13 protein-coding genes and 1 pseudogene are annotated in these 14381 nt (G+C 54.2%); 9 read left to right on the forward strand and 5 right to left on the reverse strand.

Annotation, left to right across the window (positions count from 1 at the left end):
• Window positions 1-66 precede the first annotated feature (66 nt).
• The 3 genes and pseudogenes from QE435_RS24015 to QE435_RS24025 all read left to right on the forward strand — a co-directional run.
• A complete protein-coding gene (locus QE435_RS24015) occupies window positions 67-672 on the forward strand; it encodes a GntR family transcriptional regulator (protein WP_349043033.1) in 606 nt (201 codons plus the stop codon).
• 283 nt (window positions 673-955) lie between these two features.
• Window positions 956-2368, forward strand: coding sequence for an ABC transporter ATP-binding protein (locus tag QE435_RS24020; protein WP_349043034.1), 1413 nt, complete (start codon window positions 956-958; stop codon window positions 2366-2368).
• 763 nt (window positions 2369-3131) lie between these two features.
• Window positions 3132-3389, forward strand: a pseudogene (locus QE435_RS24025) (nucleotidyltransferase domain-containing protein); the annotation flags it as partial.
• 101 nt (window positions 3390-3490) lie between these two features.
• On the opposite strand, the gene QE435_RS24030 reads toward QE435_RS24025, so the two are convergent.
• From QE435_RS24030 to repA, 4 genes are all read right to left on the reverse strand, one after another.
• Window positions 3491-3811, reverse strand: a complete 321-nt coding sequence (locus tag QE435_RS24030; protein WP_112360111.1) for a hypothetical protein — start codon at window positions 3809-3811, stop codon at window positions 3491-3493.
• Between the two features lie 187 nt (window positions 3812-3998).
• Window positions 3999-5213 (reverse strand): plasmid replication protein RepC, encoded by a 1215-nt coding sequence (gene repC, locus QE435_RS24035; RefSeq protein ID WP_349043035.1) that lies wholly within the window; start codon window positions 5211-5213, stop codon window positions 3999-4001.
• Between the two features lie 200 nt (window positions 5214-5413).
• The gene (gene repB, locus QE435_RS24040) at window positions 5414-6448 is read right to left on the reverse strand and encodes a plasmid partitioning protein RepB (RefSeq protein WP_349043036.1); all 1035 of its coding nucleotides are present in this window, start codon (window positions 6446-6448) and stop codon (window positions 5414-5416) included.
• The gene (gene repA, locus QE435_RS24045; protein ID WP_349043037.1) at window positions 6445-7668 is read right to left on the reverse strand and encodes a plasmid partitioning protein RepA; all 1224 of its coding nucleotides are present in this window, start codon (window positions 7666-7668) and stop codon (window positions 6445-6447) included. Before repA ends, repB begins: the two co-directional genes overlap by 4 nt.
• A 372-nt stretch (window positions 7669-8040) precedes the next feature.
• Between repA and traI the strand changes: the two genes are divergently transcribed.
• Window positions 8041-8679: an acyl-homoserine-lactone synthase TraI gene (gene traI, locus QE435_RS24050; RefSeq protein WP_349043038.1), complete on the forward strand. Its 639-nt coding sequence runs from the start codon at window positions 8041-8043 to the stop codon at window positions 8677-8679.
• 580 nt (window positions 8680-9259) lie between these two features.
• The gene (locus QE435_RS24055) at window positions 9260-9964 is read left to right on the forward strand and encodes an autoinducer binding domain-containing protein (RefSeq protein WP_349043039.1); all 705 of its coding nucleotides are present in this window, start codon (window positions 9260-9262) and stop codon (window positions 9962-9964) included.
• Here QE435_RS24055 and QE435_RS24060 read toward each other — a convergent pair.
• Window positions 9956-10282, reverse strand: a complete 327-nt coding sequence (locus QE435_RS24060; protein ID WP_349043040.1) for a transcriptional repressor TraM — start codon at window positions 10280-10282, stop codon at window positions 9956-9958. The two genes, QE435_RS24055 and QE435_RS24060, sit on opposite strands and share 9 nt — an antisense overlap.
• A gap of 174 nt (window positions 10283-10456) precedes the next feature.
• On the opposite strand from QE435_RS24060, the gene QE435_RS24065 reads away from it, so the two are divergent.
• The 4 genes from QE435_RS24065 to QE435_RS24080 all read left to right on the forward strand — a co-directional run bounded on the left by QE435_RS24065 (window position 10457) and on the right by QE435_RS24080 (window position 14360).
• A complete protein-coding gene (locus QE435_RS24065) occupies window positions 10457-10672 on the forward strand; it encodes a helix-turn-helix transcriptional regulator (RefSeq protein ID WP_349043041.1) in 216 nt (71 codons plus the stop codon).
• Window positions 10673-10883: 211 nt separating this feature from the next.
• Window positions 10884-11633 (forward strand): LuxR family transcriptional regulator, encoded by a 750-nt coding sequence (locus tag QE435_RS24070; RefSeq protein WP_349043042.1) that lies wholly within the window; start codon window positions 10884-10886, stop codon window positions 11631-11633.
• 257 nt (window positions 11634-11890) lie between these two features.
• Window positions 11891-12964 carry a class I SAM-dependent methyltransferase gene (locus QE435_RS24075; protein ID WP_349043043.1) on the forward strand — a complete coding sequence of 358 codons (1074 nt, stop codon included), beginning with the start codon at window positions 11891-11893 and terminating at the stop codon, window positions 12962-12964.
• A gap of 4 nt (window positions 12965-12968) precedes the next feature.
• Window positions 12969-14360: a hypothetical protein gene (locus QE435_RS24080; RefSeq protein ID WP_349043044.1), complete on the forward strand. Its 1392-nt coding sequence runs from the start codon at window positions 12969-12971 to the stop codon at window positions 14358-14360.
• Window positions 14361-14381 lie beyond the last annotated feature (21 nt).

Raw genomic sequence — 14381 nt, forward strand, 5'->3', positions numbered from 1 at the left:
CGCCACAAAATTGCCCCTCTTTGGCTAAAGATGAGTTTAAATCACCACTTGTCATAAGGCTTCTCGATGCGGTCATCGAATGATTCCATCGTCGTCGCGGAATTACGTCGTCGGCTCTTCACCGGAGATCTCCGACCCGGCCTTCCGGTAAATATAGCTGATGTTGCCGATGATTTGGGGATCAGTACGGCCCCAGTTCGGGACGCTTTAATGAGGTTGTCGGAACGGGGCCTGATCAATCGTGTAGAAGGCCGGGGCTTTTTCGTCGCTGTGACACCGGATCATGAAGCCTCGGAGCTGTTGGGAATACTGCACAACATCATAACTCTTGCCATTGAAAAGTCCCGCCTGCCGAATGGGTTGGACCGCGACGAGGTGTCGCCAGACAACCCTCCTTCGCTGATTTTGACGGGCCATGACCAACTTAATGAAATGCTGGAACGGATTTGCTCGCCCACTGTTGCGGCGATAGCTGTCTCTGTCGCAGACAGACTTTGGGATGTCCGTAGGCGCATCGCTGACCACGCGGGACGTGCTTGCCCTGAGGCGAGACTCGTCGCAGCCATCATGCGGTTACTGGCTCGTTCGGACAGGCCTAGGGCAAAACGTCTCGTCGACATAGCTTACAAGTCAAGTCAGAAGTTTCTTCTGAAGCAGATGGTCAACGGCTAAGACGGATCGAATACGAGGATTCCGATGTCAAACAGATCTCAAGTACGTAATGCTCTTTCGCACGTGCTGACCCAATTCGTCCGGCGCTCATATGGCTTGTTGATACTAGCGTTTCTCGTCATCGTAGGTTCGGCCACGTGCGCAGTCCTTGCGCCTTACGTGTTTTCAAGCGCTATTGACAGTATCACGGCTGGTTCGGTGGGCAGAGGACTTGTTGCAGGTTTCGCGCTCTATGCACTCGTGATCGGACTTTCTCTGACATTAAGCCAGCATGGTGAAGTACTTGGCAGCTATGACTGCAGAGAGCCTAACTCGCGTTTCCAGTACCAGCTTTTTCGACAGATTACTCAGCAAAGAGGCGACGTTTTTCATTGAGCATAATTCCGCTGAGATTCAGTCTGCCCAAGCCCAAGGCACGGGCGCCATGAACACGATTGTTCAGCTCGGGCTGATGTACATAGTTCCCACCACCGTCCAGCTTACGTTGACGCTATTTATCCTTGGCTCGAAGATCAACGTTGGGGTCGCGTCGATCGTGTTCGTATACGGTGCTGTGTACATATTGCTGACGTCGTTCTCGAACAAGTGGGCACGACCTCACCTCCAGAAGGCCACAGAGGCAATCCAACAAAATGCAAAGTTCATCGGCAATACCGTCCCTGCTCTCGAAACCCTGAGATTTTTCGGAAGCGCGAAGTGGATAGGTGAGCGTTTTAGCTCGACCGCCGACGAAATCTATCGCAACTGGCGCGCCTTCTGCATCAAGCGGATGTGCTATTGCGTACTCTATGGCTTGGCGATCGGAATTCAGTTCCTTGTTACCTACTCATTATTGCTACCACGTTACAGCGCTGGGGCACTTTCCGTGGGAGACATCGTCCTTTTCAATCTGCTTCTCCTACAGTTAAATCAGCCTTTCGAGATGGTTGGACAAACTATCGATAATTTCGTGCGTGCGTTCGTCCAGTTGGTTCCTTTCGCGAAAATTTGGAACGCCGCCGAGGAGACAGAGCAGCCCACGGTGACAGAGTTTTCACCGAAGAAGGGGACGCTTGAATTTAAGCAAGCGCGATACAAGTATGAGAATGGACGGGGGCTTGAGGGTCTCTCATTTTCGGCAAGCCGGGGTCGAATAACTTTTTTAACCGGTGCTACCGGAGCAGGAAAATCGACGGCCTTTAAGTTAGCGCTTCGTTCACTAGAGCCTCAGTCCGGTTCTATTATGGTCGATGGCCAGGACCTTAGCATGATTTCCCGCCAAAATTGGTATTCCGCTGTCGGAGTGGTTCCTCAGGAGGTGATACTGCTTAACGACACTTTGGCCGCCAATATCGTGCTTGGACGAAAATTCGATAAACAGCGGCTAATTGAGTCAGCGCGTAAAGCAGCGATCTATGATCGGATAATGTCGATGCCCGAGGGTTTTGAAACGGAAGTGGGAGAGCGCGGGCTGAAGCTTTCTGGTGGCGAGCGGCAACGTATCGCAATCGCGCGAGCCTTATATTCCCGCCCAGCGTTTCTTTTCCTTGATGAAGCAAGCTCGGCGTTAGATGATGCGACGGAAGAGCAGATTATGCAGGAAATACGTGGACTTACAGAAGACGTTACAGTCATCGCGATCACCCACCGCGCAAGCGCAATCACGGCGCAAGACCAGTTGATCGAACTTGGCGCACAGAAAGTTGCGTCACCCTAAAGGGAGACCAGAAAGGTCATTTCTGCAGTGTCGTCTTTTGGAGATTTTGCATTTGACTATTAGAACCTACCGTAAGCACGTTCTAATGGTCTCTCTGACAGTCGCCGGTGTCGGGTCACTCGTATTCAACTTCACCTCAGCCTTGGAAGATGAAATCGCGGTGAAATGAGGGCGTTGTTTCGCGTGGTTCTGTCAAAGAGTTTGTGCTCGCCCTTGGTACACTTGAGCCTTCGTCTATGGTGCGAGTAGGTACTCAAGTTACTGGACAGATCAAAGCAGTTGACGCCCGCGTTGGACAGACGGTTATGCCCGGAAAGCTTTTTTGGCGATACCAAAAGCCCCGTAGGAGAGTTCAGAATGTCTGCGGATGCAAAGGAATTCGCAGTCGAAGATGATAGCTCTTTTCACGCGCTTCTCTTCGCAAGATTATGCCAGGTCAGACTACTTGAGTTTGAGGCGATGGCAATGTCGGGTGTTGGCGCGAAGCTGCCGAGGTTGCCTATCTAACTCGACTATTCCAAAGAGGAAGTAGTTGCCTACATTGGAAGGATTTAGCCAGACAGAGCCAGCTAAACGGAGGGTCGGCGATTCGATTCCATTCAAGGTGTTCCAATGACCCTCGGACACAAAACCACTTTGTGATTCACAAAAATCCACCAGCACTTTGCCATTTGATGAATGTTGCGAAGCGTATAAGGTCCATGAATACCACCAGCGCGATGAGATCGCAGCGATAATTGGAAGCGAGTCAGACCCCGTTCCCATGATGAAATCCTCCCTCGATCATATCCCGCACAGAAAGCAGCGAGAGCTTGCCCGTGTGCTGGAGATCCTTCACGAGGAGTTTGAGGACGCGCTGAACGAAGGTACCGCCGACTTCAAGAAGCGCGGACGCATTCTTAAAATCATCCTGTTCGGTTCCTATGCACGGGGCACCTTTGTCGATGAGCCGCATACGATGAAAGGCTATCGCTCAGATTTCGATTTGCTGGTGATCGTCAACAATCGCAAGCTGTCGGATCATGCAACAATAGGTTAGAATGCAGGCTTGGCCTCCCGCGACCACCAATTCCTGTCACTACGCTCAGACGGGCAAACACCCAGCCACAGGCCGATGGCCCGTCACTCGGCAGAATCAACGAAGCTGATCTCGGTTTTGCTTGAGAGAATGATATGAAGGTCTCGGATCATACCGGCGGCCCGAAGAAACGCATCCCGGACTTCATCATCGCTGTGCCATCCATTTTCGATCGAAAGAGCGAGAGTATGAATGTCGAGAACTCGGTCCCGACCGGGACCCGACGGCATGCCGATTGTTTCGCGCAGGTCGCGGATCGTCGCCACTGCCCGCTCAAGCATCCGCCGCTTTTGATAAGCGTCTAATAGCCCAAGCCTGTTGGCGTCGAGCACGAGTTCAGCAATGAATTTATTCGTCAGTGTCATGGTGTGAGTGTCATTGGGCACGCAGCTAGCGTCAATATCAATCAAGCTACCCCCGTGCTAGAGACAATTGTTTCGAATTGTGCTGTGACGATGGTGCATCAGCCGGTCCCTTCCAATGGTAACTACATCGGCTGCGCTCAAAATGAACCGCCGCGCCACAGCATCCAAACTACCAACGAGCGATCTTTCATCCCGTTGCCTTGTCCGACTGCCCCGCCGCACGCAACAACGCCATGAGTACAGGCCCTAGCGAAAATTCGCCACGCTTCGACCTATTGGTGAGATCTCGCAAATATCCGCCAGGCGAATTGATGTGACCGCCGCGCTCAAGAATACAGGCGATCGTTACCGCCGCATTTTCCGGGCCCATCGCCTCACACGCCTCCTGATACGCGGAGGGGCTGACACCCAGCATCGATCGCACCACGACCGCGGCCGTCATAAGCTCGCGCCAGTTACTGATCCGGCCATCGGGACCGTAGTTGGAAATTTCAGGGCAAGCCCGAAGTACAAGTCTGATAGGAAACGCCTTGATCGGCACACTCTTGGCCTGCTTCTTCTCGCTCGGCTTCGCTCCCTGCTCTTTTTCGGAGCTAGGTTCAAGTTCATTAAGGGCGTTGGTGTTTGAATTCTGTATGTGACGCTCATTATGAGCATCATTGGTGCTCGTATTTGCAGAAATATCCTCGAAATTCAGGAGCTTGAGCACGTCCTGGCGTAGAACGCTCATCTCCGCGGCAATATTCCTCAAGTCGTTGAGGGTAGGATTGCGTGAAATCCGTCTGACAACGTCAAGATAGCGCTCTTCCATCTGAACCCAGTCACCAGGCGAACCCTCTTCAAAGGCGGCTGTTATCAGCTTGCGAATGTCGCGCCTACAAATTGTCAGGGCCTCTTTTTCTCGACGAAACGCTAACCGCTCCGCAGCCACCTGCTGAGCGAGCAAAGCGAGTTCTTCCGCGCGCGTCAAAAGCGGCGAAATATCGAAACCGAAGGCGTGCTCTATCGAACCATCTTCGTCCTTGCGCGCGTAACGCTTGCCGTTTGCGCTGTCCTTGCGAATGATCAGCCCCGCTTCGACAAGAAGAGCCAGATGCCGGCGCAGTGTTGCACCTGCAATGCCATGAGCACGAATGGACAGTTGGATGTTTGATGGGAACACGACCAGTTGGGCATCCTGGCGCAATTCGTTTTCGGGATAAAAGCTCAGCAGCGCGTCAAGGACCGCGAGGCTGCGATCCTGTAACCCGAGTGTTTCACGCGCTTCAGACGCGTCGCGGAAGACCTTCCATTTGTCGGCTGTTTTGCCCTGCTTCATTTTCGTCGTGGCTATCTGCCGCTTCACAAGCGCAAGCGTTACCGGTCGCCGCCCGAAAGGCGTCGATACCTGTCCGTCTTCCATGTCCTTGCCCCATCAAAAAGGCAAAAGAAGAACGCTCACCAAAACGGTGCCGAATACTCTTGACTGGGATTCAGGGAAATGCGATTCTCTCGTTGTCACACATCGAGAAGGGCTTCCATGACGGCAACGTTTCGGGGGCCTTTTTCTTTTGCGCGTTTTCCTTCTTTTGAAGTCAGTTTCTCGGTTGGCTTGCAACCAGATTAGTCTTTCGATCGCTCACGCTCGAAGCGCTCCGCCAGCTCGGGCAGCATCGCCTCGATAAACGAGAGGAATTCTGCGCCGACAGTGGTGCTGGCTGAGATACGCATATCTTTTTTTGTCCGCACGAACCTACCGAGCTCTTGCCCAGCAGGGTCTGCAATCGTGGTGCCGTTGCTTTGAGCCGGCTGCGATGTCCGCAGTGCATTGAAAGCCGCTAGGAACTTCTGATTAGAAGCCTGGCGCTTTGCTGTTGCTTCGGAAATCGCTGAGCGTAGTTGATCATGCAGCCCGGCTTGCTCAGAAAAGACTTTGGCAAACTCAGCCCACCTTGGACGTCCAACCTTCGGAGCTCGACCGATGGCTTCGATGACGTCTAGCGGAACCGTGCGATAAACCGCGCGCATTCTTGCAAGTTCGGGATCATCGATGGATAGCGCGGCTTTGATATCGCGAGGCTTGACGTTTGCGCCATCCATACGAGAAGCAAACAACGCGCGCTCGATCCAAGTCAAATCCTGCCGGTCGGCATTCTCGATACCTTGCGAGATAACCAGTTCGACATCGGAGATTTCGACTTCGATCGCCTTGACCGGAATTCCGAGTTCCTTGGCCGCACGTAGACGGCGATGGCCATAGATAACCTGATATCTATCTGGAGACGAAGGCGACCGGCGGACCTGGATCGGGACCTTCTGACCTTCGGCTCTGACCGAGTTGCGAAACGTCTCGAAATCCGACGCGTCATCATCTGGTAGACGATCGGGAAACGGCGACGGGTCGATCATGGAAGGATCGATTTCGCGGATGGCGCCGCCACCTGACTCCAAAAGCGCTTTCAGACGGTCGCGCTCGGATTTGATGTCATCAATTGCCCGGTGGGCCGCGCCGATAACGCCGGCACCAACGCGAACGGGCGCCGGTGCGGCCGGTGACTGCGGCGCATCAGTACCGTTCGTCGACAGCCGGTTTTCCAACTCAGCGGACAGCAATCCAAAATTGGCAACGATGGACTTACGCGATGACTTCGAGGTCATGTGCGCCCCCAGCTATTGTTGATGAGTTTCACGATTGCTTCATTGACGGCATCGACCGCCTCACGAGCACGCTTATGCGTATCTCGCCCAATCTGCCCCATCTCAAGCTCGTAGATGGAGCGTTTCGCGAGCCCTGCTGCCTCTACCGCAGTGCTTTCGATCAGGGTCGGAAGAAGCACGTCTGAACCAAACAGGTGACGCATCATAGCAACGACCTGCGACTGCGGTGCATCATTGGGATCGTGACGAGTGACCAGATAGCGGATGAAATCCTGATCGAGCTGTGCCCCGTTTTCGTTTAGGACGCTGATCAGGTCTCCCATCATCAAAAGGAACTGGCTCATAGAAGCCACATCAAGCATCGCCGGATGGACGGTGATAATCATGCTGGTGGCGGCGTAGATTGCGCTGAGCGTCAGGAATCCCAGAGAAGGCGGGGTATCGAGAATAACGACGTCGTAGTCCTGATCAACCTCGGCCAACGCCAGTTTCAAGCGCTCGAAGAAAATTGCCCCTGAACCGGATTTCTGAGCCAGAACCCTCGGCGTCTCGTGCTCATATTCCATGACCTCAAGGTTGCCCGGTATCAGGTCGATACCATCAAAATAGGTCTTACGTATAATCTCGCGGATCGGCCGACGCTCTGCATCATCATAACGCAACGCCGCGTAGATAGTCTCGTTGGCGCCTACGTCAAATTCAGGCTGTGCACCAAAGAGAGCAGAAAGTGAAGCCTGTGGATCGAGGTCCAGTGCAAGGACACGATAGCCCTGCAAGGCGAGATAGTGAGCAAGGTGGACGCAGGTCGTGGTCTTGGCACTGCCTCCCTTGAAGTTCGCAATTGCCACCACCTGAAGGTGCTCGCCCTCGCGCCGACGAGGCAAAAACCGCAAGGCATCTGTCGGCTTCTGGCTTGCGAAAAGCTCGCGTAACTCGTTGATCTGGGCCAGTGTGTAGACCCGGTGGTTGTTTTCGAGCCGTCCAGGGATCGGCCCGCGACCTTCGCTCGACATAAGTTTCAGAGTAGAATCGGGTATGGAAGTAAGCTTGGAAACTTCATTCGTGAGGAAAGGCCGCAGGCTTTTCTCCGACTTTGGCGGATACATGCGCGTGCGCAATTCCTGCAATTGCTGAGACAAAAGGCTCGCGTGACGGGCAATCTTGCCGCCTGCATCTTCCTTCTTAGCAGGTGCTGCTTCAATCTTATGTGATATCGCCATGTCGCCCCCTTGGCGGCCAAAGTTCGGTTTGCCGCCTAAAGCCCGCCAAAGATACAACACGATTCTCGCGTCCCGTCCAGAGACTAACAGTTAACGAGTCATTAACGCACCCCACCGTGTCCTGAGGCTCGGTTGTGCAAATTCTGCGATATTTTACTTTTCTTTCAAGGTCATACAGTGTAACGCGCTCGAACGTGATCTCCGTTTGTTCTGGGGTCAACTACGCAAACCTGCCAATCTGGTAATGCCTCCAGATGGCTATCCAAATGCCAAAGGTCCCAGCTTAAAAGAAGCTGGATTTGTAGGATTCAACAACTGACGCCCGATTCACGAATGTGCTGATTCCCGTCCCAAGAAAAAAAGGGGAACTTCATGCACATCATGGCTATCGCTACACCTCGCAACGCCGTCGAGGAAAAACTACTGGAAGACCACCATAAACTTCGTGCGAGGGTATTTTCAGGACGCCTGGGCTGGGACGTAGACGTCGACGGCGGAAAGGAGCGCGACGTTTTTGACGACCTGGGTCCAACATACATTCTCGCAGTCTCCAAGCAAGATCGCGTGCTTGGCTGCGCGCGCCTCCTTCCGGCAGTCGGCCCAACGATGGTTGGCGATGTTTTCTCATCCCTTCTGCCAGACGGAAATCTGCGCTCGCACGATACCATGATCGAAAGTTCCCGCTTCTGCGTAGATACGTCTCAAGAAGCGACCGGGCGGTCAAGCGGGGTTCACCAGGCGACGCTAGCCATGTTTGCTGGGATCGTCGAATGGTGCTTGCTCAAAGGTTATACCGAGATCGTAACCGTGACAGATCTGCGCTTCGAACGCATCCTCTCGCGTGTTGGCTGGCCGTTGGAACGCATTGGACCCGCTAGGAAAATCGGCACCACAACAGCTGTCGCTGGTATCCTTCCGGTCTCCTCCTTGATCTTCGAAAGGCTTCAGCCAGCAAATTACTCCTCGACGATCAACGTGAGTCCTCAATGTATCCGAAGGAACTGCCTATGACATCTCCCTTGTCCATGCTTGGCTTATCAGAAAAGTTACCGCGGCGCAGACGACCTGATCTGCTCACAGAAGGCTCGATGGCGGAGCTACTGCTCGATCCTGACGGCGGACTGGCAATGAAGATAGTTGAAGGGGACTTGGGATTTACGGCTAGGTAGCAGTCGTCGCTCTTAACGGAACCGGCATTGACAGATCCGGTCTGAAGAGGTCGAAAGGCAGTATATGCCTCCGATCCAGCTTGGTGAAACCCTTTTAGGAGCTTTAGACATGTCGCGGCGAAAAGCTTCTTGAGAGATCTCGGCCTCGAGCCGGCTATCGGAATTTGGCCGAGCTACGGGTTCAAATTGCTCATAGATCAACATATAGTTGCTGCGTCGACGGGCCGGCAAGGGCAGGGCTACACTCTCCAGTTGCTACTTTAGCAAGGTTTAGCAACAGTCTGGCTTTCAATCAGGCGTCGTCACGACTGAACCGGAACCAGTTGTGGCCATTCGCGGCTCCCTCCCGACGCATCGGCCGACGAGCTTGAAATACAACGCAGATACTTTTTTAAAAAGGGAGGAGTAGATAGGGGTGAACTGTGAAACAAAGTCTCCGCTCACTAGTTGACATGCTAGACGCTGCTGCCGACGAGCATATGACCCTGAGCGCGGTCAAAGCATTTGCAAGATCCTGCGGCTACGAGCGCTTTGCGTACCTGCAAACCGAGGGCACAGACGTACGAACATTCCATTCGTACCCGAAGGCCTGGCAGGAGATATATCTTCACGGTGATTATTCACTTATTGATCCCGTCGTCACCGAAGCAAAGCGGCGACGCGAACCGTTTGCTTGGTGTGCCGAGGATTGGCCCGCCAGAGGCTCCTCGCCTTTGCGCCGATTTCGTGACGAAGCGATCGATCATCAGATCCGAAGCGGCGTGACTATTCCTGTCGAAGGCAGCTTCGGCTCAATGCTGATGCTGACCTTGGCATCATCGCGGAAGAGGGCGGATCCAGAAAGGCATCTTGACTCACAAATCGCCATAAAAGCGGTTCTGGCCGTTCACTACAGCTGGAAGATCGTGGCTGGCAAAACGATAATCGCGCCGACAAGGATGTTGTCTCCAAGAGAACACGTCTGCCTGATGTGGGCGGCAAAAGGAAAAAAAGCGCCAGAAACTGCGATGTTGACCGGAATTAATCCGCGGACAGTCCAGCACTATCTCGATAGTGCGCGCGAGAAGCTCAACGCCCGGACATTGTCGCAGCTAATTGCAATTGCCAAAGATCGGCGATTAATCTGACGTCTGCGTTTTGGCTTCGGGGAGGGCCGGGACGAAACCAAGAGCCTCGATTAAATCAGATAGCCTCTCCTGCTGAGCTTCAGAGCGCCTCTGGCGAGACAGATATTCTTCCTGCAACGACTGCTGGACGAAAGGGGGAACCGATGGGTCCTCGCTCGCACGTGTCCACTCCTCGTAGACGAGCTGATCAGAAGCAAGCAACGCCCGATGCTCTTTCATAGCTGACACGGCGAGTTGTTCAAGCTGTGCTTTGTCTAATGTCTGGTCTCTCGGCAAGCATTTCTCAGGCACCCGATCCTCCTCCCATTTCAGAGGCATATTTATATCAGAGACATGTCACAAATCAGGCAGGCGAGTTCACCAATTCCAAAACGAAAAGGATGTCCGAAGTCGAAATCGTTTTATGCGCCCAGAGCGTCATACCACACCGGCGCACGAATCGGAACTATCGTTCCTAGAACGATCGTTCCGATTGGGGCTTCCGCTGATGGTATGGATCTCAAGGAAGTCATGGCGATCAATCTGCGTCGAATCCGACATGAGCGTCAAATAACGCAGGAAGAACTCGCGTATATGTCTGGCATAAGCGCCCGCTATGTCGGGTCGATCGAGCGCGCCGACAAGTCTGCAAGTGTCACCGTTCTCGGCAAGATCTCAGAGGCGCTCAATATCGACCCAACCGAGCTGCTGCGTACGACCCGGAAATGATGGAGATCATTTGTTTCCCAGCCGGCGTAATTTGGGCCGGTCGCACTCGATAACGGCTCGGCCAGCCTCGCAGCCACTGCATTGGTGAAAGCCGATTAAGCAGCCCGGAATGGGATTTTGTCGAATTCACCAATTGCGCTACAGGCGGATCTTCGCGTCTTCTGTTGTTTTCAAAGCGCCGGTCCACCGCTGCCTGCGAAACCTCGCGCCAATGACCGATACCAAAACGAGGTCAGCCTCAATGCAGAAACTGCCATTGTCGATCGCTAGAATAAAAGGTGCCGCGAGCAAAGGTGACCTCGACCATGCAGTTGGCGCGATCCGGGACCTCTACGGATTTGCTCATATGGCGTTTCTCTCAGTAGGCGTTTCAATCGGCCAACGAGCTCATATGGCGTTTTGCACGACATATCCCCGGGAATGGGTAGCACGGTACATCGACCGAGATTATTTCATGATAGATCCTGCTATTGCGACCCGCAGGACCGGTTTTTTACCCGTTGACTGGTCGTCGTTTGAAACGTCCTCAACGGAAGCTCGTGATATGTTCATCGAAGCGGCCGCGCTTGGTGTAGGCCCCAACGGTGTTACTATGCCTGTACGAGGCCCCTTAGGGGAACGAAGCATTTTCTCAGCGACCTCGAGTGCTTCACCGTCCGACTGGCGGGCGCTCCGCAAATCCACAGATCACGATCTGATGCTTCTTTCGCACTACATGCACGAGAAATTTCTAATCATCACAGGTTTCCGCAGCAGTCGCTACAGGCCACTTTCAAGACGCGAGCACGAATGTCTTCAACTCGTCGGAAGGGGCTTTGTACCGAAGAGAATTGCGCGGCAACTGGACCTGTCCGAAAGCGCTGTTCGTCTCTACCTTGGCAGTGCGAGGAAGAAGCTGGAATCCAGGACGGCCTATCAGGCGATTGCGCGCGCGAGCTTTCTAGAACTCATAGAAGTGTGAACTACAGATCCAACGTTGGCTTCGGTTTCGGACCGGCCGTCATAGCAGTTGTGGCCCTACTTGAGGACGCAGCTTACGTCGACAACAAGCCCTCCCGCCAACCGTCAATCTATCGAAATCAACAGATTGCACCACTCGTGATCCTAACGCCATTGTCGGGGAACCGGGATCGCGCATCTCGTCCCGGATGCGAGCAGCTTCCTTCTGCTGGCTAACCCGAACGTGCGACTCTTTTTGGCGCGGGGAAGGACCGAGACATGGATGACACCGTCAAAGACACGTGGCGACGTGCACCTAGACTGAACGAGTTCGCCGACTTTTTCGAGAAAACTGCCAGCGGGTTGGCGGGCACTCCCGACTTTGGCGCGCCAATCGCTTCGGCCGAACTTCTGCAGTTTGACCTGGACTGTATGACTTACGCTGATACGCATAGGCGCCTGTGGGGAAAGTTCGAAAACCATTACTTCGCAAGCATCCCCTATCGGCTAGAGGAAGAGTGCCGTATCGCCGCTGCAGCATTCCGGTTCTGTTTGAGGGTCTGGGCGGAAGAGGACCGACCCGCGGCATTGTACACCCTGGGCGCCGGCGCTGGCAGTCTTTCGCGTTCGCTTGCGAAACTTGGCGATGGGCGCATCAACACGCTGAACTGCAGTCCGACCGTTGCGAACCGCGTTTGCTTCTACGAAAACCGTGGCAGCGAGTATGCGCAATTTTTCGAGGGACCATTTTTCGAACTGGAACCGGAGCGCATAGCTACTGATGAGAATCTTGAGCCATTTCGACTAGGGTTTGATGTGCTGATCGAGGACACCACGTTCCAGATGTATGGGAGCGACCGGGATAATCAGGTTCGATTTGTTGCCCGCCTGCTCAAGCCGACTGGCGTGCTGGTGCAGGTGCAGAAGTTGCTAAATTCCGATCCGGCGGTGTATGCAGAACGTGAGCGCCGAAAGGACGAGATATTCAAATCCCGTTATTTTGCACGAGACCAAATTGTCGAAAAGAAGCGCGAAATCCTTAATACGATGGTGGACTTCCAAGTCGATATGGCAACGACCACCTCGGCCCTTGGCCAATCTTTTTGCTACAGCGTAGTGACTTGGAACAGCGGCAACTTTTACACGATCATCTCGTCGAATTCCCGACGCTCCTTGCTCGATTTCGTTTCGCTACTTCTGCCCCCAGCGATACCCGCAGACTTTTGCGACGAGCCGCTTCCAGTAACGATCGTGGACGACACTCACGCTCCGCTCCCCCAGACCATTATATGGCGAGCTTCGCAGTCGGTGAGGCGGACGGAACCTCAATTTCTTCGACCGGGCGGGAACTGAGCTGATGAGCGCCAGCTTCGAACCCCGGATTTCCGCATCACAGGTCAGACAGGCGCTCACGCTTCTGATGCCCGAGCTTGAACGGTTCTGGCAGCGTCCGCTCCTCGAGTACGCCCATGCGGTCTATGACGACGTGCGCCGAGGACAAAGTTCCGTTCGCAACGATGCAATGGGGCGGTTGCAGCAGCTTGTCCGCAACGTGGCAATTCGCTCTGGCGCCGATGAGGACCACGCCCTAGACGCTGCCCGGCAGGTATCAGAGATGCCGATCTTGCAAACTGGCCCCCATTGTTTCTTGATCGTCGATCCTGAGGCATTTTATACGCATCTCTTCAGCGCGCTGGGTTTGAGTTCCCACAAACGTCGGTGGCATCTCTACTTCGGCTGCTCAACGGTCAAATTTACGGAAAGACCGGGCAAAGGCCCCGGCTGGCTCAACGTCGGTGGTGAACTCCTGAACGTCTTCGGTTTATCGAAACGGCGCATGTCTTCAACGAGTCTTTGTGGACGCAATGGCCCCTATCATTTCGATCTCTCAAGCAACGCCGTATCGCCCACAAATAAGAACGCCGCGTGGCTGATAAACCAGCTTCCCGGAGCCGCGTTCGCAACGGCTGCCGACGCGATCATCGCCGCCAATCATGCGCTGTGGCAGAAGTCATTCCCGTCGTCACTCCAACTGCTCCAATTCAACGATGCGGATGTGGGAGACCTTATCGCCGATCACTTCGAGGACCCGGATTCGTGGCTCTCAAGGCGCTTCACAGGTGAAGGTTATGCTGGGGAGAAGATGCTCGCGACGATTGATGCACTCAATGCGGGTCCGTGGGCAGGGTGGATCAGGCGAACGACTGACTTCTTCTGGGGAATGGCGGACGGCCGGATCTTTCCGCTTCATCTTGATCGCGGTGTTCTGATTGCTTCAGCTCGGTCAAGCTTCCGCGTCCAGCTTACCCCTGCGCATCTCGCAAGATCATTACGCCAGCGCGAGCTGGTTCCGAATTTGCTGATGGTCGCATTGGTCACGTCGATCCTGCCGGGCGTCAGGCTACTTGGAGGCAGCCGGCAGACTATCTATCATCCGCTGATGCGATACGTCGTTGCTACCGCACTTGATAGGGACAAGGACCGAGCACTTCTGGCTGCGATGCGTGAAGAGCGGCACGGCGGCATGTGGGGCCACCGTGTTCTTCGGCCAGCAAACGCTTTTCCGCTTCAGGAAACTGAAGAGGCAGGACATTGGCTCGCTGTAGCTGCGGCCTACGGTGAGTTGCCACTGGAAAGGGCTGCAGGCAATCTTGCTTTCTTTACCGGCGATCCGATCTGGCGAGAGATCTGTGGCCATCTATCAAGTCGAAGGATCAAGGCCGCCTCGCCTGCGTGGGCATGGTCGTAAACAGTGGTCAAGCGAGGAGCC

Source organism: Agrobacterium sp. SORGH_AS 787 (assembly GCF_030819035.1).
Classification (GTDB): domain Bacteria; phylum Pseudomonadota; class Alphaproteobacteria; order Rhizobiales; family Rhizobiaceae; genus Agrobacterium; species Agrobacterium larrymoorei_B.